24 protein-coding genes, 6 tRNA genes and 1 riboswitch are annotated in these 25,675 nt (G+C 68.9%); of the genes, 10 read left to right on the top strand and 20 right to left on the bottom strand.

The features are described from left to right. Positions 1-8 precede the first annotated feature (8 nt). Positions 9-983 carry an aldo/keto reductase gene (locus FDN03_RS13530; protein ID WP_138177945.1) on the top strand — a complete coding sequence of 325 codons (975 nt, stop codon included), beginning with the start codon at positions 9-11 and terminating at the stop codon, positions 981-983. Positions 984-1,105: 122 nt separating this feature from the next. Here FDN03_RS13530 and FDN03_RS13525 read toward each other — a convergent pair whose 3' ends face one another. The 9 genes from FDN03_RS13525 to msrB all read right to left on the bottom strand — a co-directional run bounded on the left by FDN03_RS13525 (position 1,106) and on the right by msrB (position 11,352). After that, positions 1,106-1,582 carry a Rieske (2Fe-2S) protein gene (locus FDN03_RS13525; protein ID WP_171021258.1) on the bottom strand — a complete coding sequence of 159 codons (477 nt, stop codon included), beginning with the start codon at positions 1,580-1,582 and terminating at the stop codon, positions 1,106-1,108. 124 nt (positions 1,583-1,706) lie between these two features. Next, the gene (locus FDN03_RS13520) at positions 1,707-3,830 is read right to left on the bottom strand and encodes a 3-hydroxyacyl-CoA dehydrogenase NAD-binding domain-containing protein (RefSeq protein WP_138177941.1); all 2,124 of its coding nucleotides are present in this window, start codon (positions 3,828-3,830) and stop codon (positions 1,707-1,709) included. A gap of 9 nt (positions 3,831-3,839) precedes the next feature. Beyond that, positions 3,840-5,078: an acetyl-CoA C-acyltransferase gene (locus tag FDN03_RS13515; protein ID WP_249354577.1), complete on the bottom strand. Its 1,239-nt coding sequence runs from the start codon at positions 5,076-5,078 to the stop codon at positions 3,840-3,842. A 246-nt stretch (positions 5,079-5,324) separates the two neighbouring features. Continuing rightward, entirely contained in the window at positions 5,325-6,611 is a 1,287-nt protein-coding gene (locus tag FDN03_RS13510; RefSeq protein WP_138177939.1) for an HRDC domain-containing protein, read from the bottom strand. Between the two features lie 92 nt (positions 6,612-6,703). Continuing rightward, positions 6,704-7,342: a DUF3000 domain-containing protein gene (locus tag FDN03_RS13505; protein WP_138177937.1), complete on the bottom strand. Its 639-nt coding sequence runs from the start codon at positions 7,340-7,342 to the stop codon at positions 6,704-6,706. A 57-nt stretch (positions 7,343-7,399) separates the two neighbouring features. Continuing rightward, positions 7,400-8,461: a low specificity L-threonine aldolase gene (locus FDN03_RS13500; RefSeq protein ID WP_138177935.1), complete on the bottom strand. Its 1,062-nt coding sequence runs from the start codon at positions 8,459-8,461 to the stop codon at positions 7,400-7,402. A gap of 120 nt (positions 8,462-8,581) precedes the next feature. Further along, the gene (locus FDN03_RS13495; protein ID WP_138177933.1) at positions 8,582-9,286 is read right to left on the bottom strand and encodes an SDR family oxidoreductase; all 705 of its coding nucleotides are present in this window, start codon (positions 9,284-9,286) and stop codon (positions 8,582-8,584) included. A 9-nt stretch (positions 9,287-9,295) separates the two neighbouring features. Beyond that, positions 9,296-10,669, bottom strand: coding sequence for a DUF6421 family protein (locus FDN03_RS13490; protein ID WP_138177931.1), 1,374 nt, complete (start codon positions 10,667-10,669; stop codon positions 9,296-9,298). A 194-nt stretch (positions 10,670-10,863) separates the two neighbouring features. Beyond that, positions 10,864-11,352 carry a peptide-methionine (R)-S-oxide reductase MsrB gene (msrB, locus tag FDN03_RS13485; RefSeq protein ID WP_138177929.1) on the bottom strand — a complete coding sequence of 163 codons (489 nt, stop codon included), beginning with the start codon at positions 11,350-11,352 and terminating at the stop codon, positions 10,864-10,866. Positions 11,353-11,474: 122 nt separating this feature from the next. Between msrB and FDN03_RS13480 the strand changes: the two genes are divergently transcribed. Beyond that, positions 11,475-12,707 carry an alpha/beta fold hydrolase gene (locus tag FDN03_RS13480; RefSeq protein ID WP_138177927.1) on the top strand — a complete coding sequence of 411 codons (1,233 nt, stop codon included), beginning with the start codon at positions 11,475-11,477 and terminating at the stop codon, positions 12,705-12,707. A 44-nt stretch (positions 12,708-12,751) separates the two neighbouring features. Here FDN03_RS13480 and ybaK read toward each other — a convergent pair whose 3' ends face one another. Genes ybaK through FDN03_RS13465 form a run of 3 tightly spaced genes read right to left on the bottom strand, consistent with a single transcriptional unit; the run spans position 12,752 to position 14,617 of the window. After that, positions 12,752-13,255 (bottom strand): Cys-tRNA(Pro) deacylase, encoded by a 504-nt coding sequence (gene ybaK, locus FDN03_RS13475; RefSeq protein WP_138177925.1) that lies wholly within the window; start codon positions 13,253-13,255, stop codon positions 12,752-12,754. 10 nt (positions 13,256-13,265) lie between these two features. Beyond that, positions 13,266-13,706, bottom strand: a complete 441-nt coding sequence (locus tag FDN03_RS13470; RefSeq protein ID WP_138177923.1) for a SufE family protein — start codon at positions 13,704-13,706, stop codon at positions 13,266-13,268. Beyond that, on the bottom strand, positions 13,703-14,617 hold the full coding sequence (locus tag FDN03_RS13465; protein WP_138177921.1) for a sulfurtransferase: 915 nt from the start codon (positions 14,615-14,617) through the stop codon (positions 13,703-13,705). Before FDN03_RS13465 ends, FDN03_RS13470 begins: the two co-directional genes overlap by 4 nt. A 250-nt stretch (positions 14,618-14,867) precedes the next feature. Here FDN03_RS13465 and zapE point away from each other — a divergent pair, with 250 nt between their 5' ends. Further along, positions 14,868-15,908 carry a cell division protein ZapE gene (gene zapE, locus FDN03_RS13460; protein WP_138177919.1) on the top strand — a complete coding sequence of 347 codons (1,041 nt, stop codon included), beginning with the start codon at positions 14,868-14,870 and terminating at the stop codon, positions 15,906-15,908. 100 nt (positions 15,909-16,008) lie between these two features. Here zapE and FDN03_RS13455 read toward each other — a convergent pair whose 3' ends face one another. The 8 genes from FDN03_RS13455 to FDN03_RS13420 all read right to left on the bottom strand — a co-directional run bounded on the left by FDN03_RS13455 (position 16,009) and on the right by FDN03_RS13420 (position 18,657). Beyond that, positions 16,009-17,322, bottom strand: a complete 1,314-nt coding sequence (locus FDN03_RS13455) for a benzoate/H(+) symporter BenE family transporter (protein ID WP_138177917.1) — start codon at positions 17,320-17,322, stop codon at positions 16,009-16,011. 270 nt (positions 17,323-17,592) lie between these two features. After that, entirely contained in the window at positions 17,593-17,811 is a 219-nt protein-coding gene (locus FDN03_RS13450; protein WP_138178097.1) for an antitoxin, read from the bottom strand. A 197-nt stretch (positions 17,812-18,008) separates the two neighbouring features. After that, positions 18,009-18,084, bottom strand: a tRNA-Gly gene (locus tag FDN03_RS13445). 38 nt (positions 18,085-18,122) lie between these two features. Continuing rightward, a tRNA-Val gene (locus FDN03_RS13440) sits at positions 18,123-18,194 on the bottom strand. Between the two features lie 49 nt (positions 18,195-18,243). Further along, positions 18,244-18,319, bottom strand: a tRNA-Gly gene (locus FDN03_RS13435). 30 nt (positions 18,320-18,349) lie between these two features. Beyond that, positions 18,350-18,421 (bottom strand) — tRNA-Val (locus FDN03_RS13430). A gap of 35 nt (positions 18,422-18,456) precedes the next feature. Further along, positions 18,457-18,527, bottom strand: a tRNA-Cys gene (locus FDN03_RS13425). Between the two features lie 57 nt (positions 18,528-18,584). Further along, positions 18,585-18,657, bottom strand: a tRNA-Gly gene (locus tag FDN03_RS13420). A gap of 195 nt (positions 18,658-18,852) precedes the next feature. Between FDN03_RS13420 and FDN03_RS13415 the strand changes: the two genes are divergently transcribed. The 7 genes from FDN03_RS13415 to ribD all read left to right on the top strand — a co-directional run bounded on the left by FDN03_RS13415 (position 18,853) and on the right by ribD (position 25,629). Next, a complete protein-coding gene (locus FDN03_RS13415; RefSeq protein ID WP_171021257.1) occupies positions 18,853-19,719 on the top strand; it encodes a cytochrome in 867 nt (288 codons plus the stop codon). Between the two features lie 118 nt (positions 19,720-19,837). Further along, positions 19,838-20,404, top strand: a complete 567-nt coding sequence (gene def / locus FDN03_RS13410; RefSeq protein WP_138177915.1) for a peptide deformylase — start codon at positions 19,838-19,840, stop codon at positions 20,402-20,404. A gap of 1 nt (position 20,405) precedes the next feature. After that, the gene (fmt, locus tag FDN03_RS13405; protein WP_138177913.1) at positions 20,406-21,338 is read left to right on the top strand and encodes a methionyl-tRNA formyltransferase; all 933 of its coding nucleotides are present in this window, start codon (positions 20,406-20,408) and stop codon (positions 21,336-21,338) included. Beyond that, positions 21,335-22,846, top strand: a complete 1,512-nt coding sequence (locus FDN03_RS13400) for a transcription antitermination factor NusB (protein WP_138177911.1) — start codon at positions 21,335-21,337, stop codon at positions 22,844-22,846. The genes fmt and FDN03_RS13400 overlap by 4 nt, the downstream gene beginning before the upstream one ends. A gap of 95 nt (positions 22,847-22,941) precedes the next feature. After that, positions 22,942-23,595, top strand: a complete 654-nt coding sequence (gene rpe / locus FDN03_RS13395) for a ribulose-phosphate 3-epimerase (protein ID WP_138177909.1) — start codon at positions 22,942-22,944, stop codon at positions 23,593-23,595. 31 nt (positions 23,596-23,626) lie between these two features. Further along, positions 23,627-23,767, top strand: a riboswitch (FMN riboswitch). Positions 23,768-23,878: 111 nt separating this feature from the next. After that, positions 23,879-24,583, top strand: coding sequence for a nicotinamide riboside transporter PnuC (gene pnuC / locus FDN03_RS13390; RefSeq protein ID WP_054821940.1), 705 nt, complete (start codon positions 23,879-23,881; stop codon positions 24,581-24,583). After that, complete coding sequence (gene ribD, locus FDN03_RS13385) at positions 24,580-25,629, top strand: bifunctional diaminohydroxyphosphoribosylaminopyrimidine deaminase/5-amino-6-(5-phosphoribosylamino)uracil reductase RibD (protein ID WP_138177907.1); 1,050 nt, start codon at positions 24,580-24,582, stop codon at positions 25,627-25,629. Before pnuC ends, ribD begins: the two co-directional genes overlap by 4 nt. Positions 25,630-25,675: the final 46 nt, after the last annotated feature.

Raw genomic sequence — 25,675 nt, 5'->3', positions numbered from 1 at the left:
GAGGGAACATGGAATTCCGTCAGCTGGGACACAGCGGGTTGAGCGTGTCAGTGGTCGGCCTGGGGTGCAACAACCTCGGCCGGGCCGGGACCGCCACCGAGGACCAGGCAGGAACCGATGGGGTGGTCCACGCGGCACTGGATGCCGGGATCACGCTGTTCGACGTCGCGGACATGTACGGCAAGCAGCCCGGCCTGTCCGAGCAGCGGCTGGGCAAGGCGCTGGGAAAGCGCCGCGACGAGGTGGTGCTGGCCACCAAGTTCGGCCTGGACATGCAGGGGGTGAACGGACCGGACTTCGGGGCCCGGGGCTCGCGGCGCTACATCATGCGCGCGGTGGAGGCCTCCCTGCGCCGGCTGGGAACAGAGTACATCGACCTCTACCAGTTCCACACGCCGGATCCCAATACGCCGATCGATGAGACGCTGCGCGCGCTGGATGATCTGGTCACCTCCGGCAAGGTGCGCTACATCGGGCACTCGAACCATGCCGGCTGGCAGATCGCCCAGGCCGAGTACGTGGCCCGGCAGCTCGGATCCCACCGCTTCATCTGCGCCCAAAACCACTACAACCTGCTCGACCGGCGGGCCGAGCTGGAGGTGCTGCCGGCGGCGCGCCAATTCGGGCTCGGGGTGCTGCCCTACTTCCCGCTGGCCAACGGCCTGCTGACCGGAAAATACTCCAAGGGCAGTGCACCGAAGGGCAGCCGGCTGACCCACGCCCGCCAGCACCTGCTGGAAACCAGCGACTTCGAACAGCTGCAGCGCTTCGCCGATTTCGCCGCCGAACGGGAGCTGAGCCCGGTGCAGCTGGCCTTCTCCTGGCTGGCCGCCCAGTCCCCGGTGGCCTCGGTCATCGCCGGGGCGACCCGCCCGGAACAGGTCACCGCGAACGCCCAGGCCGTGCGCTGGGTGCCCACCGCTGCCGAGCGTGAGCAGCTGGACGAGATCTTCCCCAGCCCGCAGCGCGTCGCACTGTTCTAGCCCCGCGGCACGGCCCGGCGCCGCGGGTGGGACGCGTGGGGGGACAAGGGGACGGCCAGGGGCCGGGACCGGCTTTTTGGGCCGGCCCCGGCCCCTGGCCGTTGCATCTCGCGGTGTGGGGCCTAGTCTTCGGCCGGGACGTAGACCAGGATGTTGCCCTGCTCGATGGTGCAGGCGAAGCGGGTCAGCGCGCCCTTGGCCGGGCCCTCGGTGGCGGTGCCGTCCAGCGGGTCAAAGTGCGAGCCGTGGCAGGCGCAGTAGAAGTCCGTCTTGGCCGGGGACTTCACGCCCACCGCGCAGCCCTGGTGGGTGCAGATGTTCGAGTACGCCAGCACGGTCTGCTCGTCCTGGCGGTAGAGCAGCACCCCGACGTCCGCGCCGGAGGGGTCCTTCGCGGCGACCTGGGCACGGGACTTGACCGGCAGGTCCTTGGCGGGCAGGACCACCTGTCCCTCGCCGCTGGGCTCGGGGACCGGCCCGGGGGCGTTGACCGGGGCCTCGGAGCGTCCATCCCCGCAGGCGCTCAGCGTGGCGGTGGCTCCGAACAGGGCGGTGGCGCACATGATGGTGCGGCGATCTGGGCGAACGGCGTCAGTCATGCCTTCCATTCTTCCAGAGAAAACCCCGCCCGGGAAAAGCGCCGGGCGCCCAACGCGCACAGCCCCGGCACCCCCGCGCGCTGCGGGTGTACCGGGGCGGTGCGCCTGCTGGCGCAGGGACGGGTTAGGCGTGGAACTTCTTGCCGTTCACCCGCTGCGAGGCGCCGATCTGGTCAAGGTACGGGGTGATCCCGCCCAGGTGCATCGGCCAGCCGGCGCCGGTGATCATGCACAGGTCCACGTCCTGCGGCGCGGCGACGACCCCTTCCTCCAGCAGCAGGCCGATCTCCTCGGCCAGGGCGTCCTGAACCCGGGTGAGCAGCTGCTCGGCGGTGGAGGGCTGGTCCCCGAAGCTCATGACCTGCAGCGCCTTCGGGTCGATGACCTGGTTGCCCTGCTCGTCCTTCACCCACAGCGCGGTGATCTTCGCGTCGATCAGCGCCTGCAGGTTGCCCGAGACCTTGAAACGCTCCCCGAACGCCGCGTGCAGCGATTCGTTCACATGCTGCGCCACCGGCAGCCCGACCATCGCCAGCAGCGTGAACGGACTCATCGGCAGGCCCATCGGCTGCAGCGCGCTGTCCGCGGTCTGCGCGTCGGTGCCCTCATCGTACGCGGCCTGCACCTCGCTCATCAGCCGCAGCAGCACCCGGTTGACCACGAACGCGGCCGAGTCGGTGGTGCGCACGCAGGTCTTGCGCAGCGACTTGCCCAGCACGAACGCGGTGGACAAGGTCGCCTCGTCGGTCCACTCGGTGGCCGCGATCTCCAGCAGCGGCATGACGGCCACGGGATTGAAGAAGTGGAACCCGACCAGGCGTTCGGGGTGCTTCAGGTCCCGGCCCATCTCGGTGACCGAGAGCGAGGAGGTGTTGGTGGCCAGGATGCACTCGGGGGAGACCACGGCCTCCACCTCGGCGAACACCTGCTTCTTCACGCTCAGCTCCTCGAACACCGCCTCGATGACGAAGTCGGCGTCGGCGAACGCGTCCTTGGTCACCGAGCCGGAGACCAGGGCCTTGGCACGGTTGACCGCGTCGGCGCCCATCCGGCCCTTGGCGCCCAGCTTGTCGATCTCCCCGTGGATGTAGCCAAGGCCCTTGTCGATGCGGGACTGGTCCAGGTCGGTGAGCACCACCGGCACGTTCAGCCGGCGCACGAACAGCAGCGCCAGCTGGCTGGCCATCAGCCCGGCCCCGACCACGCCGACCTTGGTCACCGGCTTGGCCAGCTTCCTGTCCGGCGCCCCGGCCGGACGCTTGGAGCGGCGCTGGACCAGGTCCAGGAACGCGTAGATGGTGTTGTGGAACTGGTGGGTGGCCATCAGTTCGGTCAGTGCCTCGATTTCCAGCTGCGCGGAGTGCTTCTGGCTCTTGCCGATCCCGGCGCGGAAGACCTCCAGCGCCTTGTACGGGGCCGGGGCGGCGCCGTGGACCTTGGCGTCGACGAACTTTTCGGCCTCATCGGCGGCGGCGTGGAAGCGGGCGGCGACCTGCGGGTCCGCGTCATCCACCGCATTCGGGCGTTGCACGGTGCGCTGGCCGGTGAGCACCTCATCGGCGAAGCCCAGGGACTGCTCCAGGAAGTCGGCCGGCTCGTACAGCGCATCGGCGGCTCCCAGCTTGTAGGCCTGTGGGCCGGAGAGGGTGCGGTTGTTGTTCCAGGGGTTCTGGATGATCACCTTCAGGCCCTCCTCGGGCCCGATCAGCCGCGGCAGGCGGTAGATGCCGGCCCAGCCCGGGATCAGGCCCAGGAAGGACTCGGGCAGCCCCAGCGCCCCGGCCGTGGTGGACACGGTGCGGTAGGTGCAAGCCAGCGCGATCTCCATGCCGCCGCCCAGCGCCAGGCCGTTGATGAAGCAGAAGGTCGGCACCCCCAGATCGGCCAGCAGGTCGTAGGTGGCGTGGCCCAGGCTCGCCATCGCCCGGGCGTCCTCGGCACGCTGCAGCTCGGTGACCGAGGACAGATCCGCGCCGGCGATCAGGAAGTACGGCTTGCCGGTCACGGCCACCGCATCGATCTGCCCCTCGGCGGCGCGCTGCTTCAGCTCGGTGAGCAGTGCGCGCAGCTCCAGCAGCGAATTCGGGCCCAGGGTGGTGGGGCGCTTGTGGTCCAGCCCGTTGTCCAGGGTGATCAGCACCAGCTTCTTGCCGCTGGGCAGGGTCAGCTCCTGGCTGAGCGAATGGGTGACGATCTCGTCCTTCTTCAGTTCGGCGACGGCCGAAAAGTCCTGCGTATCCTGTGTCATGCTCTTCTCCTAAGCCTTGGTCCCGAAGTCCTGGTGGTGCGGGTTCTCCCAGATCACCGTGCCGCCCATGCCCAGGCCGATGCACATGGTGGTGATGCCGTAGCGTACCGAGGGGTCCTCCTGGAACTGGCGGGCCAGCTGGGTCATCAGCCGCACCCCGGAGGAGGCCAGCGGGTGGCCCACCGCGATCGCCCCGCCGTAGCGGTTGACCCGCTCATCGTCCTGGTCGATGCCGTAGTAGTCCAGGAAGGAGAGCACCTGCACGGCGAAGGCCTCGTTGATTTCAAACAGGCCGATGTCCTCGATGCCCAGTCCCGCCTTGGCCAGCGCCTTTTCGGTGGCCGGCACCGGGCCGTAGCCCATCACGTCCGGCTCCACCCCGGCGAAGGCGAAGGAGACCATGCGCATCTTGGGGGCCAGGCCCAGTTCGCGGGCGGCCGCGGCGCTGCTGAGCAGTGCGGCGGTGGCCCCGTCGTTCAGCCCGGCCGCGTTGCCGGCGGTGACCCGGCCGTGCGCGCGGAACGGGGTGCGCAGCTGTTCCAGGTCCTCGATCGTGGTGCCCGGCCGCGGCGGCTCATCGGCGGTGTTCAGCTGCCAGCCTTCCCCGGGGCGGCGGGAGGCCACCGGCACCAGGTCCGGCTGGATCTGGCCGGACTCATAGGCGGCGGCCAGCTTGGACTGGCTGGCCACGGCGTAGCGGTCGGCGCGTTCCTTGGTGATGGCCGGGAAGCGGTCGTGCAGGTTCTCTGCGGTGTTGCCCATGTTCAGCGCCTGCGGGTCCACGATCTTCTCGGCCAGGAAGCGCGGGTTCGGGTCGGCCCCGGCCCCCATCGGGTGGTTGCCCATGTGTTCCACGCCGCCGGCGATCACCACGTCGTAGGCGCCGAAGGCGATGCCCCCGGCGGTGCTGGTCACCGCGGTCATCGCCCCGGCGCACATGCGGTCGATGGCGTAGCCGGGCACGGACTTGGGCAGCCCGGAGAGCAGTGCGACGGTGCGTCCGATCGTCAGGCCCTGGTCGCCGGTCTGGGTGGTGGCGGCCATGGCCACCTCGTCGACCTTCTCGGCCGGGACGTTGGGGTTGCGGCGCAGCAGTTCGCGCACCGTCTTCACGGCCAGGTCATCGGCGCGCATGCCATGGTAGATGCCCTTTTCGCCGGCTTTGCCGAAGGGTGTGCGCACTCCGTCGATGAAGACGACGTCGCGGTCGTCGAGGGCTGCGTGCACTGTCGGATCGTTAGCACTCACCGTGTGGCTCCTTGTTGTGGTCGGTCGAATCCGAGGTCTCGGAAGATCGGAGGGGTTCTGTGACCCACAACATATGTTACTTAGCGGTAACTTGAAGTGCAAGTGCGCTGCATCACGCGCCGCGCGCGCGAGGCAGCCGCCCCGGCGGGACGGATACAACTAACGGCCGCACCCCTTGCTCCCGGGGCGCCGGGAGCAAGGGGTGCGGCCGCATGGACCATCGGCGCCAAGACGCCGGCCCCGGGGCTACTTGGCCAGTGCGGTGGCCAGCGGTGCGCGCAGCAGTTCGCGTTGCCAGGGGCGCGCGCCAAGCTGCTCCAGGGCCTCCTCGACGGCCGGGGCGGAGGCCGGGGTCGGCGGCTCCCACGCCAGCTGGCGCAGGTACTTGGGGGTGATCAGGTTCTCGGCCGGAATGTTCCAGGCCTCGGACACCTCGCTGACCGCCGCCTTGGCGGCCCCCAGCCGGTCGGCGGCGGCCGGGTTCTTCTCGGTCCAGGCCCGCGGGTTGGGCAGCCCATTGCCGGCCTGGCGCAGATCCGGCACGTCTTGGGTGCGCTTGCCGCGGGAGATCGCATCCAGCCAGCGCGGGGCGTCGCGCTTGGCGCTGCGCCCATGGAAGCCGGGGATCTGCAGCAGCTGCGGCACCGAGCTGGGACGGTGCTGCACGGCCACCATGATCGCCGAGTCCGACAACAGCCGCCCGGGGGCGACGTCGCGGCTGCGGGCCAGGGCATCACGGGCCAGCCACAGCTCGCGGGCGATCGCCAGCGCCCGGCGGTTCTTCAGCTTGTGGATCCCCGAAAGCCGGCGCCACGGTTCGGCCGACGGTTCGGCCTCGGGCATGGTGCGCACGTATTCGAACTCCTGGCGCGCGAACTCCAGCTTGTGCTGCTCGGCCAGCACCGCCTCCATGCGCTCGCGCAGATCCAGCAGCACCTCCACGTCCAGCGCCGCATAGTTCAGCCAGGATTCGGGCAGCGGGCGGGTGGACCAGTCCACCGCCGAATGCTCCTTGGCCAGCTTCAGGTTCAGCAGCTGCGCGACCATGGTGCCCAGCGCCACGCGCGGGAATCCGGCCAGCCGCCCGGCCAGTTCGGTGTCAAAGAGTTCATCGGGGTAAAGTCCCTCGGCGTGCAGGCAGGGCAGATCCTGGGTGGCGGCGTGCAGCACCCAGGCCTCGCTGTTCACGAAGTCCGCCAGCGGCTGCAGCGTGTCCAGCTCCTCCGGGTCGATCAGCCAGGTCCCGGCCCCCTCGCGGCGCAGCTGGATCAGGAAGGCGCGCTGCCCGTAGCGGAACCCGCTGGCCCGCTCGGTGTCCACGGCCAGCGCCCCCTGCCCGCCGCGCAGTGCGCGAATCGCCCGGTTCAGGCCCGGGGCGGTGTTGATGACTTCCGGGATGCCCTCGCTCGGGGCGCTGAGCGGCACCAGCACCGGTTCGGCTGGCTGCGGCCCCTTCACGGGGTCGGCGGGCGCGCCGTTGGCGGCGGAGACGGGGGTGGGGTGTGTGCTGGAGGTGGGTTCAGGACTGCTCATGATAGCCCCATTCTACGACCGGGCCCGGCGGTGGAGGGGCAAAGGTGACCAAGCGGGCACGGCGCGCCCGGTGCGTGCTGCGGCGCGGCAGGCTAGCTCAGGCGGCGCAGCGGCAGCTGCTCGACGCCCTCGGGCAGCGGGGGAAGCCCGGCAAAAGTGCAGACCATGTCCGCCCAGGCGCTCAGGTGCGCCCCCAGGTCCTCAGTGGCGGGGGACCAGGAGACCCGCAGTTCGATGTCCACGCTGGTCTCGTCGGTGGCCATTTGCCCGAAGGATTCGGAAATCACCCGGGTGGCGGTACCGCCGGCCGAGTGGTAGCCGGCCTGCCGGCCGCGCAGCGCGTCCTCAAACCAGCTCCAGGCCACGGAGGAGAGCATCGTGTCCTGGCCCATGTCCTCTTCCATGCGGGCCCGGATGTAGGTGACCACCCGGAAGGTGCCGTTCCACAGGTCCTGGCTGGTCGGGTCGTAGAGCAGCACGAAGCGGCCGGTGGCCAGGGAATGGTGTTCTTCCAGCAGCGGGGTCTTGGCGAATTCCTGGCCGTATTGGCCGTGCAGTGAGCGTGAATGCTGTTCCACCTCGCCGCTCAGGGCCAGGGCGTAGGGCGCCAGGCGCAGCGGCGCCGGGATTTCGGCGATACGCAGCTCCTGGCGGACTTTGGCGCGCGAGAGTTCCTCCAGGGCCCGGCGGAAGGCCTGGGGAACGGGCTTTTGCTGTTGCTCGCGGTTCACATTTCAGAGTCTAAGGCGCACCGTAACCGGGGTTGGGTTACGGCACGCCGGGAAGACCTATTTGGCGTGGTGGGCCGCCAGTTCGCTGTTCAGCGCCGCGATGAACGCCCGCACGTCATCCTCGGTGGTGTCAAAGGAGCACATCCAGCGCACGTGCCCGGCCGCGCGGTCCCAGTCGTAGAAGCGGAACGTCTCGCGCAGCTTGTCGGCCACGGCGTTGGGCAGCTGGGCGAAGACGCCGTTGGCCTGCACCGGGTAGACCAGTTCGGCGCCCTGCGAGCCCTGCACGGCCTGGGCCAGCAGCGCGGCCATGGCGTTGGAGTGGGAGGCCGAACGGTGCCACAAATCGGTGCCGTACAGCTCCAGCAGCTGGGCGGAAATGAAGCGCATCTTGCTGCCCAGCTGCATGTTCATCTTGCGCAGGTACTTCATGTCGGCGGCCAGTTCGGTGTGCAGGGTCAGCACGCCCTCGCCCAGCAGCATCCCGTTCTTGGTGCCGCCCAGGGACACGATGTCCACCCCCACGTCGGTGGTCAGCGCGCGCAGCGGCACCCCCAGGCTGGCCGCGGCGTTGCCCAGCCGCGAGCCGTCCAGGTGCACCCGCATGCCCTTGGAGTGGGCGTGGGAGGTGATCGCCTCGATCTCCTGCGGGGTGTAGACGGTGCCCAGTTCGGTGGCCTGGGTGATCGACACGGCCAGCGGCTGGGCGCGGTGCTCATCGCCCCAGCCCCAGGCCTCGCGGTCGATCAGCTCCGGGGTCAGCTTGCCGTCCTCGGCCTCCACCGGCAGCAGCTTCATGCCGCCGATGCGCTCGGGGGCGCCGTTTTCGTCGACGTTGATGTGCGCGGTGCTGGCACAGATCACCGCACCCCAGCGCGGCAGCAGCGACTGCAGGGCGGTCACGTTCGCCCCGGTGCCGTTGAACACCGGGAAGATCGCGGCCTGGGAGCCGAAGGTTTCGCGGGCCAGTTCATCGAGCTTGGCGGTGTAGTGGTCATCGCCGTAGGCACCCTGGTGCCCGCCGTTGGCGCGGGCGATCGCCTCAAGGATTTCGGGATGCACTCCGGAGTAGTTATCGGAGGCGAATCCGCGCAGGGTGGTGTCGTGGCTGATGCTCATTAGCGGTGCAATCCTTTGCGTTTGAGTCGGTTCTCTCAAAAAGACGGCTGTAGCGTGTCCCAATTCTCGTTCCAAGGACACGCTACAGCACGGTGGATGGTTGTGTGGGCGCGGGCAGTGCTAGTCGATTGCCGGCAGGTCCAGCCGCCGGCCGTTCAGCTGCCCGGCACTGGTGCCCAGCAGCCCCAGGGCCGCCTGGGCGACCGCATCCACATGGGTGAACCCGGCCAGCTTCGAGCCCGGGGCCTCCGGGCGCTGCTCGGTCAGCGCCTTGACCACCCAGATCACGGCCGCGGCCTGCGGGGCCTGCTTGGCAAAGGCGCGCGCGATGGCCTGGACCCAGAACTCGGCGGCCGCCTTCACCGACCCGTAGTTCGCATTCGAGGGGGTGGGGGTGGCCACCGCCTGCGAGCTGATGATCGCCAGGCGCCCGGCGGGGGAGTCCACCAGGTCCTGGTAGAAGGCGCGGGTGGTGTTGCGCAGCGTGGTCATCACCGAGCGGTGCAGGAAGTCGTAGTCCTGGCTGGACTGCCCGACGATGCCCTTGCCGCCGCGCCAGCCGCCGACCAGGTGGATCAGCGCGTCGATCCGCCCATGCTCGTCGTGCACCTGCTTGTCCAGGGACTGAACTTCGGTTTCGTCCCCCAAATCGGCCTGGTAGCGGGCCGTGGCGAAATCAAGGCGTTGCTCCAGGCGCTGCTGGTTGGAGCCGACCACCAGCACCCGCGCCCCGGCATCGGACAGGGCGCGGGCGGTGGCCACCCCGCTGGCGGAGGTGGCCCCGGCGATCAGGATCGTGCGATCGGCGATAGTTGTGTAATCCATACCCCGAGCCTAGATGAGGCTAGCGCCATACATGCCACGGGTGGACTCGATGGTCTGCTTCATCTTCTTGCTCAGCGCCTCGTAGAACATCGACAGCGGGAACTCGTCGTCCATCACCTGATCGGTGATCTCCCGCAGCGGCGCGGTCAGCGGCAGCGCGTCCGGGCCCTTGGCCCAGGTGGAGGCCGGGTGCGGGGTGACGGTGGTGGAGACCAGCTCGTAGGCGGCCAGCCAGTGCGCCAGCTTCGGGCGGTCGATGGACTTCCAGTACAGCTCGTCGATGGCGTCTCCCAGGGCGGAGACCACGGCCGGGACCTCGTCCCAGTCGATGGACAGCTTGGTGTCGGTCCAGTGCAGCACGTGGTTCTGGTGCATCCAGGCGAACAGCAGCTGCCCGCCCAGCCCGTCGTAGTTGCGCACCCGGCTGCCGGTGATGGCGAAGCGGAAGATCCGGTCGAAGATCACCGCGTACTGCACCAGCTTGGCGGTCTTGGCGGTGCGCTCATCGGCCTTGGCGTCGTTGGCGATCTTCACGCACTCGCGGAACGCGGTCAAATCGCAGCGCAGCTCCTCCAGCGAGTACAGGAAGTAGGGCATGCGCTGCTTGATCATGAACGGGTCGAAGGGCAGGTCCCCGCGCATGTGGGTGCGGTCGTGGATCAGGTCCCACATGATGAACGTGTCCTCGGCCAGCTGCTGGTCCTCCAGCAGTTCTGCGGCGTCCGCCGGCAGCTCAAGGTTGGTCACCGCGGCCGCCTCCTTCAGCACCTTGCGGAAGCGCACGGCCTCGCGGTCCTGGAAGATCGCGCCCCAGGTGAAGGACGGGGTCTCGCGGATGGCCACCGACTCGGGGAAGAGCACCGCGGAGTTGGTGTCGTAGCCCGGGGTGAAGTCCAGGAAGCGCAGCGGCACGAACAGCGCGTTGGAGTAGTTCGACGCCTCCAGCTCGGCGATGAAGTCCGGCCACATCACCTGGACCAGCACGGCCTCCAGGTGGCGGTTGGTCGAGCCGTTCTGGGTGTACATGGGGAAGACGACCAGGTGCAGCAGTCCGTCCTGGCGCTGGCCCTGGGGCTGGAACTGCAGCAGCGAATCCAGGAAGTCCGGAACGCCCACTCCCTCTTCGGACCAGCGGCGCAGGTCCGCCACCAGCTTCTGCAGGTAGGAGGCGTCGTGCGGGAAGCTGGGGGCCAGGGACTGCACCGAGGCGATCACGGTCTGCAGCAGTTCGCGGGCCCGGCCCAGGTCCTTGGCGTCGGCCAGCGAGCCGTCCTTCACCTGCAGCGACTGGAACTCGGTGGCGGCGGCCTTCAGGTTCTGCCAGGCATCGGAGTTCACTAGTTCGTCGGCGTTTACCTGTGGATGTACTGGGCTCTGGGTCATGTACGTTCACCTCATCGTGTCGATCGGGATCAGTGGTTGCTACCCCTCACGCTACGCCCAGAATCAGGTTTTCGTAATGCTGCCCGGTCTGAGCCAAAGCAGGTCTAATGCTTGGTGTGGTGTTCACCTCATCTGGCATCGACACCGGTTGCCCTGGCCACCTGCGGTCGGGGCAACCGGTTCCGCCGGGAGGCTCAGGCGTTGGCCTCGCGCAGCGTCAACGACAGCGAGTTGATGCAATAGCGCAGGTCGGTGGGCGTGTTGAAGCCCTCGCCCTCGAAGACGTGGCCCAGGTGCGAGTCGCAGGCCGCGCAGCGTACCTCCACGCGCTTCATGCCCAGGGTCTCGTCGGTGAGGTAGCGCACCCGGTCCTCGGCCAGCGGGGTGAAGAACGAGGGCCAGCCGCAGCCGGCGTCGAATTTGGTGGTGCTGGCGAACAGCTCGGCCCCGCAGGCCCGACAGGAGTACACCCCCTCGGTGGTGGTGTCCCAGTATTCGCCGGTGAACGGACGTTCGGTGCCGGCCTCGCGCAGCACGTGGTACTCCTGCGGGCTGAGCACCTGGCGCCAGTCCAGTTCGGTCTTTTCCCCCGCCGCGCCGCCGGCGAGGTTCGGGGATGTGGGGTTCGGGGATGCGGTGTTGGGGGTCGCGGAATTACGGGCAGCAGGATCGTTGGAAGTCATACCCCTTTAACGCCCCGCAGCGGCAGAAGATTCCCCGAACCGGCCAACTTCGCCTCCCAACCCCGGCCCCGACGGCAGGAAACCCGGATGAATCTGCGCCGGGCATTTGAGAGGATGAACCCATGGCCCAGATCGTGAAGTCCCTTGAACCGCGCAAGACGGTCCCCGCCACGCTGCTGGGCACCCTGATCGGCGTCACCGCCGGGTCCCTGGTCGCCGCCAGCGTCTCCGCGCTGGCCGCCTACTTCGCCCGCCGCGTGGTCACCCCGGAGGACAGCCGCATCGGACGGGACGTCATCCGCTCGATCCACACCGACGAGCACGGGCAGGTGTGGGTGCACCTGGTGCGCGATGCGGAAACCGCCGCGGCCGGGGAGCACAGCATGTTCACCCACGCCGGGGCGTGCTGCGTGCGCCTCTCCGGGCCCGAACCGGTGCCGGGCAAGCCGAAGCTGGTGGCCCGCAAGGTCTTGCACACCTACTACGGCCAGCTGGCCGGGGCGCGGCGGGCCAACCTCTCGGGCAGCGTCTACGAGCACCCCAACGACGTGGGCATCGACGTGCGCCAGGTGCAGCTCGAGCTGGAGGTCGGGCCCGGCCCGGCCTGGCTGATGCCCGGCACCGAGCACCCGGACACGTGGGTGATCTGCGTGCACGGGCGCGGGGCCCGTCCGACCGAATCCATCCGCGCGCTGCCCACGCTGCGCGGGCTGGGGGTCACCGCGCTGCTGATGAGCTACCGCAACGACGGGGTGGCACCCGATGCCAGCGACGGACGCTACGGGCTGGGGGACACCGAATGGCATGACGTGGAAAGCGCGATCCGCTACGCCATCGAACACCAGGCTAAGCGCATCGTGCTGCTGGGCTGGTCCATGGGCGGGGCGATCAGCCTGCAGACCGCGGACCGCTCCTACCTGGCGGAGCAGATCGACTCGCTGATGCTGGTCGGCCCGGTGATCAACTGGGTGGACGTGCTCTCCCACCAGGCGCGGATGAACCGCATCCCGCAGACCGTGGGGCTCTTCGCCCAGTGGCTGCTGAGCAACCGGGCCGGGCGCTGGATCACCGGGCTGGCCGCGCCGGTGAACCTCAAGCGGCTGAACTGGGTGGAACGCGCCGCGGAGCTGCGCCACCCGGTGCTGATCATGCACAGCCGGGACGACGACTTCGTGCCCAGCGGCCCCAGCGAGCAGCTGGCGCGCCTGCGCCCTGATCTGGTGCAGCTGCGCACCTTCACCGGGGCGGCGCACACCCGGGAGCCGAATGTCGACCCCCAGGGTTTCGCCGCCGCGATCGAGGCGTTCATGGCAGCGCGGCTGCAGGCGGCGCCCTCGGTGACCGCCCACCGGTAGCCTGCCGGTGGGGAGGCTGCCGGCGGGCGTCGGCGATGCGGCGGCTATGCGGCGGCGATCGGCGCGAACCGGGCGCCGGTGACGGCCGCCAAATCGCGGGGCGCGATTTCCAGGCTCAGCCCCCGGCGTCCGCCGGAAACAAAAATGGTCTGCCACTCTTCGGCCGAGGCATCGATGAAGGTGGGGCTGTGCTGGCGCTGGCCCAGCGGGGAGATCCCGCCAAGCACGTAGCCGCTGCGGCGTTGGGCCGCGGCCGGGTCGGCCATCGCCAGCTTCTTCAGGCCCACCGCGCTGCCCAGCGCCTTCAAATCCAGGTAGGCGCTGACCGGCACCAGGGCCACCACGAAGTCGGTGGAGGCCCCGCTGCCGCCGGTGGCCATCAGGGTCTTGAACACCCGGCGCGGGTCGGCCCCCAGGGCGCGGCTGGATTCGGCGCCGTAGTCCGTGGCCCGCGCATCATGCTCATAGGGGTGCTCGGTGAACGCCACCCCGGACTGGCCCAGGGCCAGCGTCGCCGGGGTGGTGATGAGTTTCGGCTTCTTTCCCATCGCCGCGTTGCTAGGCCCCCAGCTGCTCGGTGATCTGGCGCTTGATGCGCGCCAGCATGGCGCTCATCCCGCGCATCCGCAACGGGGACAGGGCCCGGGAGAGCCCCAGCTGCTGGGGCATGTCCTCGGGCACGGCCAGGATGTCCGCGGCCGTGGATCCGTCCAGACCGGCGGCCAGCACCGAGGCGAAGCCGCGGGTGGTCGGCGCCTCGGGCGGGGCGGAGAAGAACAGCCGGGTGGTGTGCTGGGCATCCTGGGCCACCTCGACGACCAGGAACAGCGGGGACTGGCACTCCACGACCTGTTCGAACAGTTCCGGGTGGTCGGCCAGGCGCTCGGGCAGGGCCGGCAGCTCGCGGGAGAACTCCAGCAGCAGCTCCAGGCGCTCGGGCTCGGGCACCTCGGTGAACTCCTCGACGATTTCGTTCAGCGCGTCGGGCATGGTGCTCATGCGTGGCCCCCGAATCCTGCCGGCAGCTGCCCGGCCTCGGCGCCGCGCACGATCGGCACGCGCACCGCGTTGCCCCACTCGGTCCAGGAACCGTCGTAGTTGCGCACCCGCTCAAAGCCCAGCAGGTGCTGCAGCACGAACCAGGTGTGGCTGGAGCGTTCCCCGATGCGGCAGTAGGCGATCACATCGTCCCCGGGCTGCAGACCGGCCTCGCCCAGGTAGATGGCCTCCAGCTCGGCGCGCGGGCGGAAGGTCCCGTCCTCGGCGGCGGCCCGGCCCCACGGCACGGAGGCCGCGGTGGGGATGTGCCCGCCGCGCATCGCGCCCTCCTCCGGGTAGGCGGGCATGTGGGTGCGCTCGCCGGTGTACTCCTCCGGGGAGCGCACGTCGATCAGCGGCTTGCCCAGGTGCTCGAGCACCTCGGGCAGGTAGGCGCGGATGGCGCTGTCCTCGCGCTCCACCACCGGGTATTCGGTGGGCTGCACGGTGGGGGTCTGGGTGCTCAGCTCCCGGCCCTCGGCGATCCACTTGTCCCGTCCGCCGTCCATCAGGCGCACGTCCTCGTGGCCGAACAGGGTGAAGACCCACAGCGCGTAGGCGGCCCACCAGTTGGACTTGTCCCCGTAGAGCACCACGGTGCTCTGGCGGGTGATGCCCTTGGCGCTCATCAGCGCGGCGAAACCCTCGCCATCCACGTAGTCGCGGGTGACCTCGTCGTTCAGTTCGGTGTGCCAGTCGATCTTCAGGGCCCCGGGAATGTGCCCGGTGTTGTACAGCAGGATGTCTTCGTCCGATTCCAGCACCACCAGCCCGTCGCTGCCCAGGTGGTCGGCGACCCACTGGGTGGAGACCAGCCGTTCGGGGTGGGCGTACTGGGCGTACGCTGGGTTCGTGTCGATGGGGAGCGACATGCGGCGTTCACTTTCCTAACTGCTTGGTTCGCTGGTTGGAGCGCTGACGCCCGGATGCGGGCAGCAGCCTCGACTCCCTATCTAGGTTAGTCCCCGCCGTAATATTTCGCGCCGTCATACGTCACATCCGGCCACAATCCCCACCACGGTTCGGGGTAAACTGGCCGATGGACCAGCCCGCCGGTCGAGCAGGGCACACTTGAGCACGCTTGGGCACACGAGCACGGGATTGAAGGACTTTATGGAGCGCATGGCCACGATTACCCACCTGACGGAAACGACACCGAACGTCTCCGTCGAGGAGCTGCTGGCCGGGTTCCACCCCTCCTACCGCTTCGGCGAGGTGTCCTTCGACACGTACCATCCGGATCCCTCCCAGCCCTCCCAGGCCGAGGCGGTGACCAAGCTCAAGGCGTTCGCGGACTCCATCGGCAAGAACCCGAAGGGCTCGGTGTTCGCCAAGCTGTTCGGCAAGGCCAAGACCACCAAGAACGGGATCTACCTCGATGGCGGGTTCGGCGTGGGCAAGACCCACCTGTTGGCCTCGCTGTGGCATGCCGCCCCGGGGCCGAAGGCGTTCGGCACGTTCGTGGAGTACACGAACCTGGTCGGGGCGCTCTCCTTCCGCCAGACCGTGGACGTGCTCAGCCAGTACAAGCTGGTGTGCATCGACGAGTTCGAGCTCGATGACCCGGGGGACACCGTCCTGATGAGCCGGCTGATGCGCGAGCTCTCCGACGCCGGGGTCAAGCTGGCCGCCACCTCCAACACGCTGCCCGGGGCGCTGGGGGAGGGGCGCTTCGCCGCCGTGGACTTCCAGCGCGAAATCAAGGCGCTGTCCGACCAGTTCGACGTGCACCGGGTGGACGGGGAGGACTTCCGCCACCGCGGCCTGCCCGAAGCTCCCGACCCGCTGCAGGACGCTGGCATCGAGGCCTACGCCCAGCAGCGCTTCCCGCACGCGACGCTGGCGGTGGACAACTTCGATGAGCTGGTCGCGCACCTGTCCAAGGTGCACCCCAGCCGCTACCGCCAGCTGCTGGCCGAGGCCGACGTGCTGGTGCTGCACAACGTGGACACGATCACCGACCAGTCCATTGCGCTGCGCTTCGTGGTGCTGGCCGACCGGCTCTACGACAAGGACGTGCCGATCATCGCCTCCGGCAAGCCGTTCAGCGAGCTGTTCACCCCGGAGATGATGTCCGGCGGCTACCAGAAGAAGTACTTCCGCGCGGTCTCCCGCCTCACGGCGCTGGCCCGCGAGGGCCAGATCGGCGAGAACGCCGAATAGCCCCGCACGCCGGGTCCCTGTGTTCCGGCAGCCGGCTTTGCACACCGCAGCAGGCCCGCCCGCATCGCGTGAACGACGCGACCGCCGGCGGGCCTTTGCGCTACCCGCCCGCAGGCGGTGCGCTGTCCTGCGCCGCTTCCGCTTCCGTAGCGGGTTCCTGGGTTCGGTGTTCCGGCTGCCCACCGGCATCGGGGTTGCCGGTGCCGTCCTGCCCCCTGTTGTCCCGGCGCGCCAGGGCCGGGCGCTCCACGACCAGGTGGGTCACCAGCCCGGCCAGCAGCGCCCAGAAGGCCCCGCCAATGCCGAACAGGGTCACATTGCCCGCAGCGATCAGCACCGTCACCAGCGCGCTCAACCGCCACGCCGGTTCCTGCATTGCGCCCATCAGCGCATTGCCCAGGGTGGCCAGCAGGGCCAGGCCCGCAGCCGCCTCGAACAAGCCGGCCGGTGAGGCGGCCGCCAGGGTGGCGATGGCGGTGGAACCGGCCGCGAAGACCAGGTAGAACGCGCCGGAGCTGAAGGAGGCGCGCCAGCGCCGGGCCGGATCCTGCCCGGCCTGTTCCCCGGCGGCCAGGGCGGCGGAGATCGCTGCCAGGTTGATCGCGTGGCCGCCAAAGAGCGCCCCGATCCCCGAACCGGTTCCGGTGACCAGCATCGCCGGCCGCCAGGGCACCCGGTAGTCGAAGGAGGACATCACCGCCACGCCCGGCACATTTTGTGAGGCCATGGTGACGATGAACAGCGGGACGCTGATCCCGGCGATGGCGGTGGGGTTGAACTCCGGGGCCACCCACTGCATCTGCGGCAGCGCCGACACCTCACCCCAGGTTCCGGTGCTGGTGATGTGCCACATGCCCAGCAGCACGGCGGCGAGCATTGTCACCGCCACCGCAAAGCGCGGCAGCAGCCGCAGCCCGATGAGGAAGACCAGCAGGATGACCAGCGCGGCCATTGGGATCACCGCCAGGGACGTGAACGGCTTCAGGCACAGCGGGATCAGCACCCCGGCCAGCATGCCCTGGGCGATCGGCACCGGAATGCGTCCCAGCAGCCGCTGCAGCACCGGGAGCAGCCCGGAAAGCACAATGAGGGCGGCACTGACGATGAACGCGCCCACCGCCTCGGCGAAGCCGTAGGAGCCCGAGCCCAGGCTGGCCAGCATCGCCGCGCCCGGGGTGGACCAGGCGATGGTGATCGGAATCCGGTGCCAGAGCGAGAGCAGCATGGTGCTCAGCCCGGTCAGCAGCGTCAGGGCCAGCAGCCCGGAGGCGGCCTGGCCTTCGTCGGCCCCCACATTCAGCAGCCCGGTCAGCACCACCGCGAACGAGGAGGTGAACCCGACCATGGTGGTGACGAACCCGGCCATGACCGCGTCGGAGAGGGCGTTGGGGCGTGCTGACAGTTCTGTGGGCATGACTCCTTTCCTAGCCGCCACCTGTGATGTTGGCGAAATTTGTTTCAGGCTGTTGCGCTGGCCGGGCCATGGCGCGGGCGGCGCCGGCATGTGAGGAATGGGCGATGCGGACATTTGTCCGCCCGGGGGGAGGCGGGGCAGTGTCCGCCTTGCGGGAAGCGCCCTGGAGCGGTGGACACGCGGCTGCAGATAGGCGAAGGGCGCCGAACCGGTGGTTCGACGCCCTTCTACGCGCTTGGGGCGATGCCCGACTCGACGCGCAATAAACGGCTATGGCGTGTTATCGCCCTTGAGCTTGTTCAGGAGGTTGCGCGCTCCGTCTTGAACCGAGTCGACCTTGTCGGCGTACTTGCCGCCGGTCTTCTCATCGACGAAGTTTCCGGCCTTATCGATGCCGTTGGCCACCTTTTCTGAATTCTCTGCGGCAAACTGGCCAGCCTTGTGCGCCAGTCCTTCGGCTTTGCCCTTCAGCTCGTCAAAACCTGACAAAAAGGCCACCTCCCTTCAACGCTGGGAACACCTGCCGTCCCCACTCTTGTGGATATGGTAAACCGAACAGCGGTGCCGGGGGAAGGTTTGAACCGCCGTCGGCAAGAATTCAGCCATCAGCGAGATGCATGCGTGCATGGGCTGGAGGTGCTGGCGGGAAAAGCAGAAGGCCACCCGTGGGGGTGGCCTTCTGACAGTGGAGCGGACAACGAGGTTCGAACTCGCGACCTCAACCTTGGCAAGGTTGCGCTCTACCAGCTGAGCTATGTCCGCATGTTGTGTTGAACATTAATCATACGATGAATGTCCAGTGCGCGATACTGGGATCGAACCAGTGACCTCTTCCGTGTCAGGGAAGCGCGCTACCGCTGCGCCAATCGCGCCGAATTTCCGAAGAGTTTCGGCCAAGCACCTAGGATACCCCAGGAACTTTGGAGCGGACAACGAGGTTCGAACTCGCGACCTCAACCTTGGCAAGGTTGCGCTCTACCAGCTGAGCTATGTCCGCGTAAACAGCCATCCGAGGATGAATGCTTCGTGCGCGATACTGGGATCGAACCAGTGACCTCTTCCGTGTCAGGGAAGCGCGCTACCGCTGCGCCAATCGCGCAAAAAAGATAATGCCTGAGGCAAATGCCTCCAGCGAGGTGGGGACGGGATTCGAACCCGCGTATACGGCTTTGCAGGCCGCTGCCTCGCCTCTCGGCCACCCCACCAAGTCCGGTCGGTAAACCGGGCGTGGATCGGCGAACCGATCCGGTGATCTTTTTGCGAGCGGACAACGAGGTTCGAACTCGCGACCTCAACCTTGGCAAGGTTGCGCTCTACCAGCTGAGCTATGTCCGCAAAATTGGAAGTTCATCTGCCGTTTCGGCGTCTTTCCAACGAGTAAAAACTCTATACGAGAAAATGCCGAAGCACCAAATCCAAAAGCTGAGATCTGGTTCACAGCCGCTTTTTCCCCGCCGCGCCCCGCGAATCGGTGCCGAATCTGGAGCGGACTAGGGCTGAAGTGTCGGGGCGGTATGCCATGATCGCACTATGACTTCCCCTCGGTTGGCCGTACAGACAGCACTGGGACGAATGTATGCCCGCGAGGTCGGCGGGCAGCCAGCCGTCCCGTCCATCACCACCGTGATCGGCATGGAGAAGGTCGATCTGACGGGGTGGGCCGGCTATCTGGCCGCCAAGACGCTGTCCGAGGACGCCCGGCTGCCGCTGGCCACCGGCGACCCATCGACCATGCGCCGCCTGGTGCGCGATTCGGCCTCCGCCGCCGAAAGCCACCGGGACCTGGCCGCCGCCCGCGGGGACCGGGTGCACAACTACGCGGAGCAGTACGCGCTGCGGGAAATGGGCAAGCCGCATGAGGTGGACGCGGCGCTGGCGGCGCTGCGGGAGAACGGCGAACTGGGCTTCGTACGGCATTTCGAGACCTGGTGGCGCGACTTCAAGGTGGAGCCGATCGCCGCGGAGGTGACCGTGTGGAACCAGAGCGTGGGCTACGCCGGCACCATCGACCTGGTCGCCCGCATCGGCGGCCAGGTGTGCCTGGTGGACTACAAGACCCGCGGCACCGACCGTGAGGGACAGGTCAAGTCCCCGGACCCGAAGGTCATCATGCAGCTGGCGGCGGCCGCGAAGGCCGAGGAGCACAGCATCGACCCGGTTGCCGGGACCTGGGAGCCGTGGCCGTTCGATACCGATGTGATGTTGCTGGCAGTCGCGCTGGGCGAGGTCGGGGCGCGCACCTTCACCGCCCGGCCCAGCTCCATGCCCGCCTACTGGTCCAAGTTCTGGGCACTGCACCGCGCCTGGCAGGCACAGTACCAGCTGCTGCAGCAGCCCTCGGGGCTGATCGAGATCGGCCCGCCCCCACATCCCGGCGCCGCCCGGCCCGTAGACTAGGACAAGAGCTGATCCGGCCCTGGCCGGATCCCTGCGCTGACGCCACGGGCAGAGATCCTCAAATCCTGGCGGGGCCGCATGCTGAGAAGTCACACGTTGAAAGGACGACGCACCGATTATGGCGGTATTGGGAATTCGGATTATCGGGGATCCTGTTCTACGCACCAGGGCACAGGAGGTCACCGAGTTCGGGCCCGAGGTCCAAAAGCTCGTAGAGGACATGGACCAGACCATGGAGAACGTCGAGGGCGCCGGGTTGGCCGCACCCCAGGTCGGGGTGTCGCTGCGGGTGTTCACCTACCAGATCAACGGGCAGCGCGGGCACATCATCAACCCGGTGCTGGAACTAAGCCAGGACTACCAGCCGGACGTGGTGGAGGGGTGCCTGTCCATCCCCGGCATCGCCGCCTCGGTCCCGCGCCGCCGGCACGCCAAGGCCACCGGTTTTGACAAGTACGGCAACCCGATCACGATCGAGGGCGAGGGGCTGCTGGCGCGCTGCATCCAGCACGAAACCGACCACCTGGACGGGATCCTGTTCCTGGAGCGCCTTTCCGACGCCGAACGCAAAGCCGCGTGGAAGAAGCTGCGGGCCAGCAACTACCAGAACACCGCCGCCAGCACCGTGCAGCAGCGCTCCGGGGCCCTGGGCTCCAGCTTCGGCGCCGGACTGGGAGGCAACTAGCATGCGCATCCTCTTTGCCGGCACCCCGGAGGTCGCCGTCACCTCCCTTGACCACCTGGTGGACGCGGGTTTCGACGTGGCCGCGGTGCTCACCCGGCCCGACGCCCCGCTGGGGCGCAAACGCGTGCTGACCCCCTCCCCGGTGGCCCAGCGGGCCGAGGAGCTGGGCCTGCAGATCATCAAGGCCGCCAAGATCGACGCGCAGGTCACCGAACAGCTAACCGCGCTGGACCTGGACGCCGCCGCCATCGTCGCCTACGGGGGACTGGTGCCGCAGGACGCGCTTCAGGTGCCGCGCCATGGCTGGATCAACCTGCACTTCTCCCTGTTGCCGCAGTGGCGCGGGGCCGCGCCGGTGCAGCACGCCATCATCTTCGGCGATGACATCACCGGTGCGGTGACCTTCCAACTGGAAATCGGGCTGGACACCGGCCCGGTGTTCGGGCAGGTGACCGAGCCGATCGGGGCGATGGACACCGCCGGGGCCCTGCTGCAGCGGCTGAGCGACAGCGGCTCCCGGCTGCTGGTCGACACGCTGCAGGCCCTGGACGCGGGGGTCGCCCGCCCCGAACCGCAGACCGGATCGGGCAGCTACGCGCCGAAGATCACCGATGCCGATGCGCAGCTGGACTTCACCCGCCCCGCCACCGAAATCCGCCGCCGCGCCCACGGCACCAGCCCGTTCCCGGGCCCCTGGATCAAGGTCGCCGACGGGCGCTTCAAGTTCGGCGCGCTGCGTGAACACCCGCAGGTCACCGACCTGGCGCCCGGCCAGGTGCGGATCGAACCGGGCAAGCGCCCCCGGGTGCTGGTGGGCACCGGCACCTGGGCGCTGGAGCCAACCCAGATCCAGCCGCCGGGCAAGAAAATGATGGACGCCGCCGACTGGGCCCGCGGCCTGTTGGCCAACGGCACGGAAGTGAGTTTCGCATGAGCCCCAGCAGCCAGGATTCCGCCCCACGGCGCAACGAACACGGGCGCACCCGCAACCGCGGGCAGCGCGGCCCGCGCCAGTACAGCGCCGCCGCCCCCAGCCAGCGCAAGCGCAGCGCGGACCCGGCCCGGCTGGTGGCCTTCAAGGCGCTGCGGGAGGTCTCCGGCTCGGACGCCTACGCGAACCTGGTGCTGCCCCGGCTGATCCGCGACCACCGGCTGGACAAGCGGGACGCGGCGTTCGCCACCGAGCTGGCCTACGGCGCATTGCGCGCCCAGGGATTCTACGACGCGGTCCTGGCCACCCTGGTCGACCGTGAACTTGGCGAACTGGACCCGGCGATCCTGGACGCCCTGCGTCTGGGTGCGCACCAGCTGCTGGCGATGCGGGTGCCGAACCATGCGGCGCTGGATGAAACCGTGTCCCTGGCCCGCGCCCAGATCGGTGCCGGGCCTTCCGGGCTGATCAACGCGGTGCTGCGCCGGGTCAGCGCGAAGGACGCCCAGGCCTGGAAGGAAGAGATCACCGCCACCGCCGCCAACGAGTCCCAGCGCCTGGGCCTGGAGCACGCGCACCCGGAGTGGATTGTGCGGGCCCTGCGCCAGGCCCTGGTCACCCACGGGCGCCCGGCCGAGGAAATCACCGAACTGCTGCAGGCCGACAATGCCGCACCGGTGGTGAACCTGGTGGCCCTGCCCGGTCTGGGGGACCTTGACGCGGTGCTTGAGGCCGGCGCGCAGGCCGGGCCGCTGGTGGCCGGGTCCGCGACCTACCAGCACGGGGACGTCACCCGGGTGCCCGGGGTGCGCGAGGGGAGCGTGCGCGTGCAGGACGCCGGCAGCCAGGTGGTCGCCCACGCCCTGGCCGAGGTGCCGCTGCCGGTGCCCGGCGAAGACCGCTACTGGCTGGACATGTGCGCCGGCCCCGGCGGGAAGGCCGCCGTGCTCGGCGCCCACGCCCTGCAGCGCGACGCGCGGCTGACCGCCAACGAACTGGCCGAACACCGTGCCCGGCTGGTGGAGAAGTCCCTGGCCGGGGTGCCCGAGGATTACTGGATGGTCACCAACCAGGACGGGCGGGACTACGCCCAGCAGCAGTACGCCGGGGACTACGACCGGATCATGCTCGACGCCCCCTGCTCCGGGCTCGGTGCGCTGCGCCGCCGCCCCGAGGCCCGCTGGCGCAAATCCCCCCGCGACATCCCGGAGCTGACCGAACTGCAGGGCCAGCTGCTGCGGGCCGCGTTCAACGCCGTGCGCGTGGGCGGGGTGATCGGCTATGTCACCTGCTCGCCGCACCAGGCCGAGACCCGGCTGGTGATCGAGGACTTCCTCAAATCCACCCGGAACGCACGCCTGCTAGACACCGCCGCCGCGGTGGAGCAGGTCCTGCTGCCGGGCGCCGCCGCCAGTGGCCACCCGCTGGGGGAGGGCTCCACGGTGCAGCTGTGGCCGCACCGCCACGGCAGCGACGCGATGTTCCTGGCGCTGCTGACCAAGACCGCCTGACCGGCCGGGCCGCCCAAGCCCGGGGCCGGACCGGCATCCGCCAACACCGCCGGCCGCGGCCACCGCGGCGGGCCCCACCACCTAGGAGAGACACGGTGCGCATCAACCCCTCGATCCTGTCCGCGGACTTCGCGAACCTGGCCAGCGAGCTGGAACGCATCCACACCGCCGACGCGGTGCACGTGGACGTGATGGACAACCACTTCGTGCCGAACCTGACCATCGGCAAGCCGGTGGTGCAGGCCATCGCCAACAGCACCACACTGCCGCTGGACATCCACCTGATGATCGCCGACGCGGACCGCTGGGCCCCGGAATATGCGCAATTGGGCGTGGACTCGGTGACCTTCCACGTGGAGGCCTCCACCGCCCCGGTGCGCCTGGCCCGCGAGCTGCGCGCGGCCGGCACGAAGGCCTCCATGGCGTTGCGCCCGGCCACCCCGGTCGAACCGTACCTGGACATGCTCGGCGAGCTGGACATGCTGCTGCTGATGACCGTCGAGCCGGGGTTCGGCGGACAAAAGTTCCTGGACCTGGTGCTGCCCAAGATCCGCCGTGCCCGGGCCGCGATCCAGGGCAGCGGCAAGCCGATCGCCCTGCAGGTGGACGGCGGCATCTCGCGGGACACGATCCTTCGGGCCGCCGAAGCCGGCGCGGACGTGTTCGTGGCCGGCTCCGCGGTATATTCCGCCGCCGAACCGGCCGTCGAAATCGATGTGTTACGAAATCTTGCCCTCGGCGGGCATTAAATGTGCCATAATCGAGCGTAGTAACAACAATTACGTGCTCCGGGGTCGGTGAAAGTCCGAACCGGCGGTGATAGTCCGCGACCCGAGCAGGAACCCCACCAGGGGCTCCGGCTTGGCTGAACCGGTGAAATTCCGGTACCGACAGTTAAAGTCTGGATGGGAGAAGCACGAATTTGATTAGCTGGAGTCCATCCGGCCAGCGGCGTTAAGCCGCGGCAGGATGATTCGATTGCAGGCCGTCAAATGAGGTACCCCCGGAGCCGCCGCTTCGAGAAGGGTAGAGATGGATTTCCTGCGGTGGCTCACAGAAGCTTTTAATTCCTACATCACGATCGGCTCCTCCGCGCTGCTGGTGCGCGAGGTCGTCGGCAACGTCTTCGGGCTGGCCAGCGCCTTTGGCGGCATGCGCCGCAAGATCTGGGCCTGGCCGGTGGGCATCATCGGCAACCTGCTGCTGCTCACGGTATTCCTGGGCAGCCTGTTCGGCCATGACAGCACCGCGAACCTGCTGGGGCAGGCCGGACGCCAGATCATGTTCATCACCGTGGCCATCTACGGGTGGGTGCGCTGGAAGAAGGCCAAGCACGAGGGCGGCCAGGCGGTCACCCCGCGCTGGGCGAGCCTGGGCGAACGCATGGGCCTGGCCGCCGTGCTGGTCATCGGCACCATCGCCCTGACACCGCTGTTCCGGGTGCTGGGCTCCTACGAACCGGTCTGGGCCGACGCGTGGACGTTCGTCGGATCCCTGCTGGCGACCTGGGGGATGGCCAAGGGCTGGGTCGAATTCTGGCTGATTTGGGTGGCCGTGGACGCGGTCGGCGTGCCGCTGCTGTTCTCCGCCGGCTACTACGCCACCGCCTTCATGTACCTGTTCTACGGGGCGTTCACCGTGGTCGGCTTCTTCGTGTGGATGCGCGCCAAGTCCCACGAAAAGCCCAGCGTGGAAACCCAGCTGCCCGACCCGCGCATCCAGGCCGGTACCGAATGATCACCGGCCAGGACCTGAAGCAGGCGCTGCGCACCGCCCTGGAGACCGCCGCGCGCGGCACCCGCGGGGCGAATCCGCTGGTGGGCGCGTGCATCCTAGATGAGCAGGCCCGGGTCATCGCCACCGGGTTCCACCAGGGGGCCGGGCACCCGCACGCCGAAGTCGACGCGCTGCGCCGGCTGGGACGGCTGGATGCCCAGGCCGCGGCGAAGCTGACCATGGTTGTCACCCTGGAACCCTGCAACCACACCGGGCGCACCGGCCCGTGCTCGCAGGCGATCGCCGCCGCCGGGATCGGGCACGTGCACTACGCGATGAGCGATGACACCGGCGCCAGCGGCGGGGCCGAGTATCTGCGCGCCCACGGGGTGACTGTCAGCCAGGCCGCGGACCGGGCCAGCTGGGAACTGAACCACCGCTGGTTCCGCGCCAAGGCGCAAAACCGCCCGTTCATCACCGTGAAGACCGCCCAATCCCTGGACGGGCGTATCAACGCACCGGACGGCAGCAGCCAGTGGATCACCTCCGACGCCTCCCGGGTGCACGCCCACCAGCTGCGGGCCCGGGTGGATGCGATCGTGGTGGGCACCGGCACGGTGCTCAGCGACGACCCCCGGCTAAGCGCGCGCACCGCCGCCGGGGGACTGCACGAACGCCAGCCCTACCGGCTGGTGCTCGGCAAACGGCAGCTGCCCGACCAGCTGGCCCTGGCGCACGACGCGAACTGGGAGCAGCTGCCCACCCACGACCTTCAGCAGCTGCTGGAGCGGGCCCGTGAACTGGGGCTGCACCACCTGCTCATCGAAGGCGGGGCCACGATCGCCTCCGCCTTCATCGAAGCGGACCTGGCCGACGAACTGTACTGCTACCAGGCGCCGATGATCCTCGGCGCCGGCACCACCGCGGTGAACATCCCCACCGTGACCACGCTGAGCCAGGCCCGCCGCTTCCGGCTCGACGCCGCCCACCAGGAGGCGCTCACCCGGCTGGGCCCCGACGTGCTGCTGCACCTGGAGCCCCTGCCGGATCCCGACACCCGGCCCTAGGCGCGCCGCCCGGCACCGGGCACCAGACGCCAGAATCAGCGCGGCC

The sequence above is a fragment of the Glutamicibacter sp. V16R2B1 genome, from assembly GCF_005774635.1.
GTDB lineage: Bacteria > Actinomycetota > Actinomycetes > Actinomycetales > Micrococcaceae > Glutamicibacter > Glutamicibacter creatinolyticus.
Note: the sequence above shows the minus strand (reverse complement) of the source record. Positions and strands in the feature narration are given on the sequence as shown.

Excerpts from the sequence above, each read along its gene's own strand:
- FDN03_RS13520 (WP_138177941.1), bottom strand. The coding sequence starts at position 3,830 with ATGACACAGGATACGCAGGACTTTTCGGCCGTCGCCGAACTGAAGAAG.
- FDN03_RS13500 (WP_138177935.1), bottom strand. The coding sequence starts at position 8,461 with ATGAGCATCAGCCACGACACCACCCTGCGCGGATTCGCCTCCGATAAC.
- FDN03_RS13510 (WP_138177939.1), bottom strand. The coding sequence starts at position 6,611 with ATGAGCAGTCCTGAACCCACCTCCAGCACACACCCCACCCCCGTCTCC.
- FDN03_RS13400 (WP_138177911.1), top strand. The coding sequence starts at position 21,335 with ATGAGCCCCAGCAGCCAGGATTCCGCCCCACGGCGCAACGAACACGGG.
- msrB (WP_138177929.1), bottom strand. The coding sequence starts at position 11,352 with ATGACTTCCAACGATCCTGCTGCCCGTAATTCCGCGACCCCCAACACC.
- FDN03_RS13495 (WP_138177933.1), bottom strand. The coding sequence starts at position 9,286 with ATGGATTACACAACTATCGCCGATCGCACGATCCTGATCGCCGGGGCC.
- zapE (WP_138177919.1), top strand. The coding sequence starts at position 14,868 with ATGGCCACGATTACCCACCTGACGGAAACGACACCGAACGTCTCCGTC.
- FDN03_RS13490 (WP_138177931.1), bottom strand. The coding sequence starts at position 10,669 with ATGACCCAGAGCCCAGTACATCCACAGGTAAACGCCGACGAACTAGTG.
- ribD (WP_138177907.1), top strand. The coding sequence starts at position 24,580 with ATGATCACCGGCCAGGACCTGAAGCAGGCGCTGCGCACCGCCCTGGAG.
- FDN03_RS13525 (WP_171021258.1), bottom strand. The coding sequence starts at position 1,582 with ATGACTGACGCCGTTCGCCCAGATCGCCGCACCATCATGTGCGCCACC.
- ybaK (WP_138177925.1), bottom strand. The coding sequence starts at position 13,255 with ATGGGAAAGAAGCCGAAACTCATCACCACCCCGGCGACGCTGGCCCTG.
- fmt (WP_138177913.1), top strand. The coding sequence starts at position 20,406 with ATGCGCATCCTCTTTGCCGGCACCCCGGAGGTCGCCGTCACCTCCCTT.
- FDN03_RS13530 (WP_138177945.1), top strand. The coding sequence starts at position 9 with ATGGAATTCCGTCAGCTGGGACACAGCGGGTTGAGCGTGTCAGTGGTC.
- FDN03_RS13465 (WP_138177921.1), bottom strand. The coding sequence starts at position 14,617 with ATGTCGCTCCCCATCGACACGAACCCAGCGTACGCCCAGTACGCCCAC.
- def (WP_138177915.1), top strand. The coding sequence starts at position 19,838 with ATGGCGGTATTGGGAATTCGGATTATCGGGGATCCTGTTCTACGCACC.
- FDN03_RS13455 (WP_138177917.1), bottom strand. The coding sequence starts at position 17,322 with ATGCCCACAGAACTGTCAGCACGCCCCAACGCCCTCTCCGACGCGGTC.
- FDN03_RS13480 (WP_138177927.1), top strand. The coding sequence starts at position 11,475 with ATGGCCCAGATCGTGAAGTCCCTTGAACCGCGCAAGACGGTCCCCGCC.
- FDN03_RS13415 (WP_171021257.1), top strand. The coding sequence starts at position 18,853 with ATGACTTCCCCTCGGTTGGCCGTACAGACAGCACTGGGACGAATGTAT.
- pnuC (WP_054821940.1), top strand. The coding sequence starts at position 23,879 with ATGGATTTCCTGCGGTGGCTCACAGAAGCTTTTAATTCCTACATCACG.
- FDN03_RS13470 (WP_138177923.1), bottom strand. The coding sequence starts at position 13,706 with ATGAGCACCATGCCCGACGCGCTGAACGAAATCGTCGAGGAGTTCACC.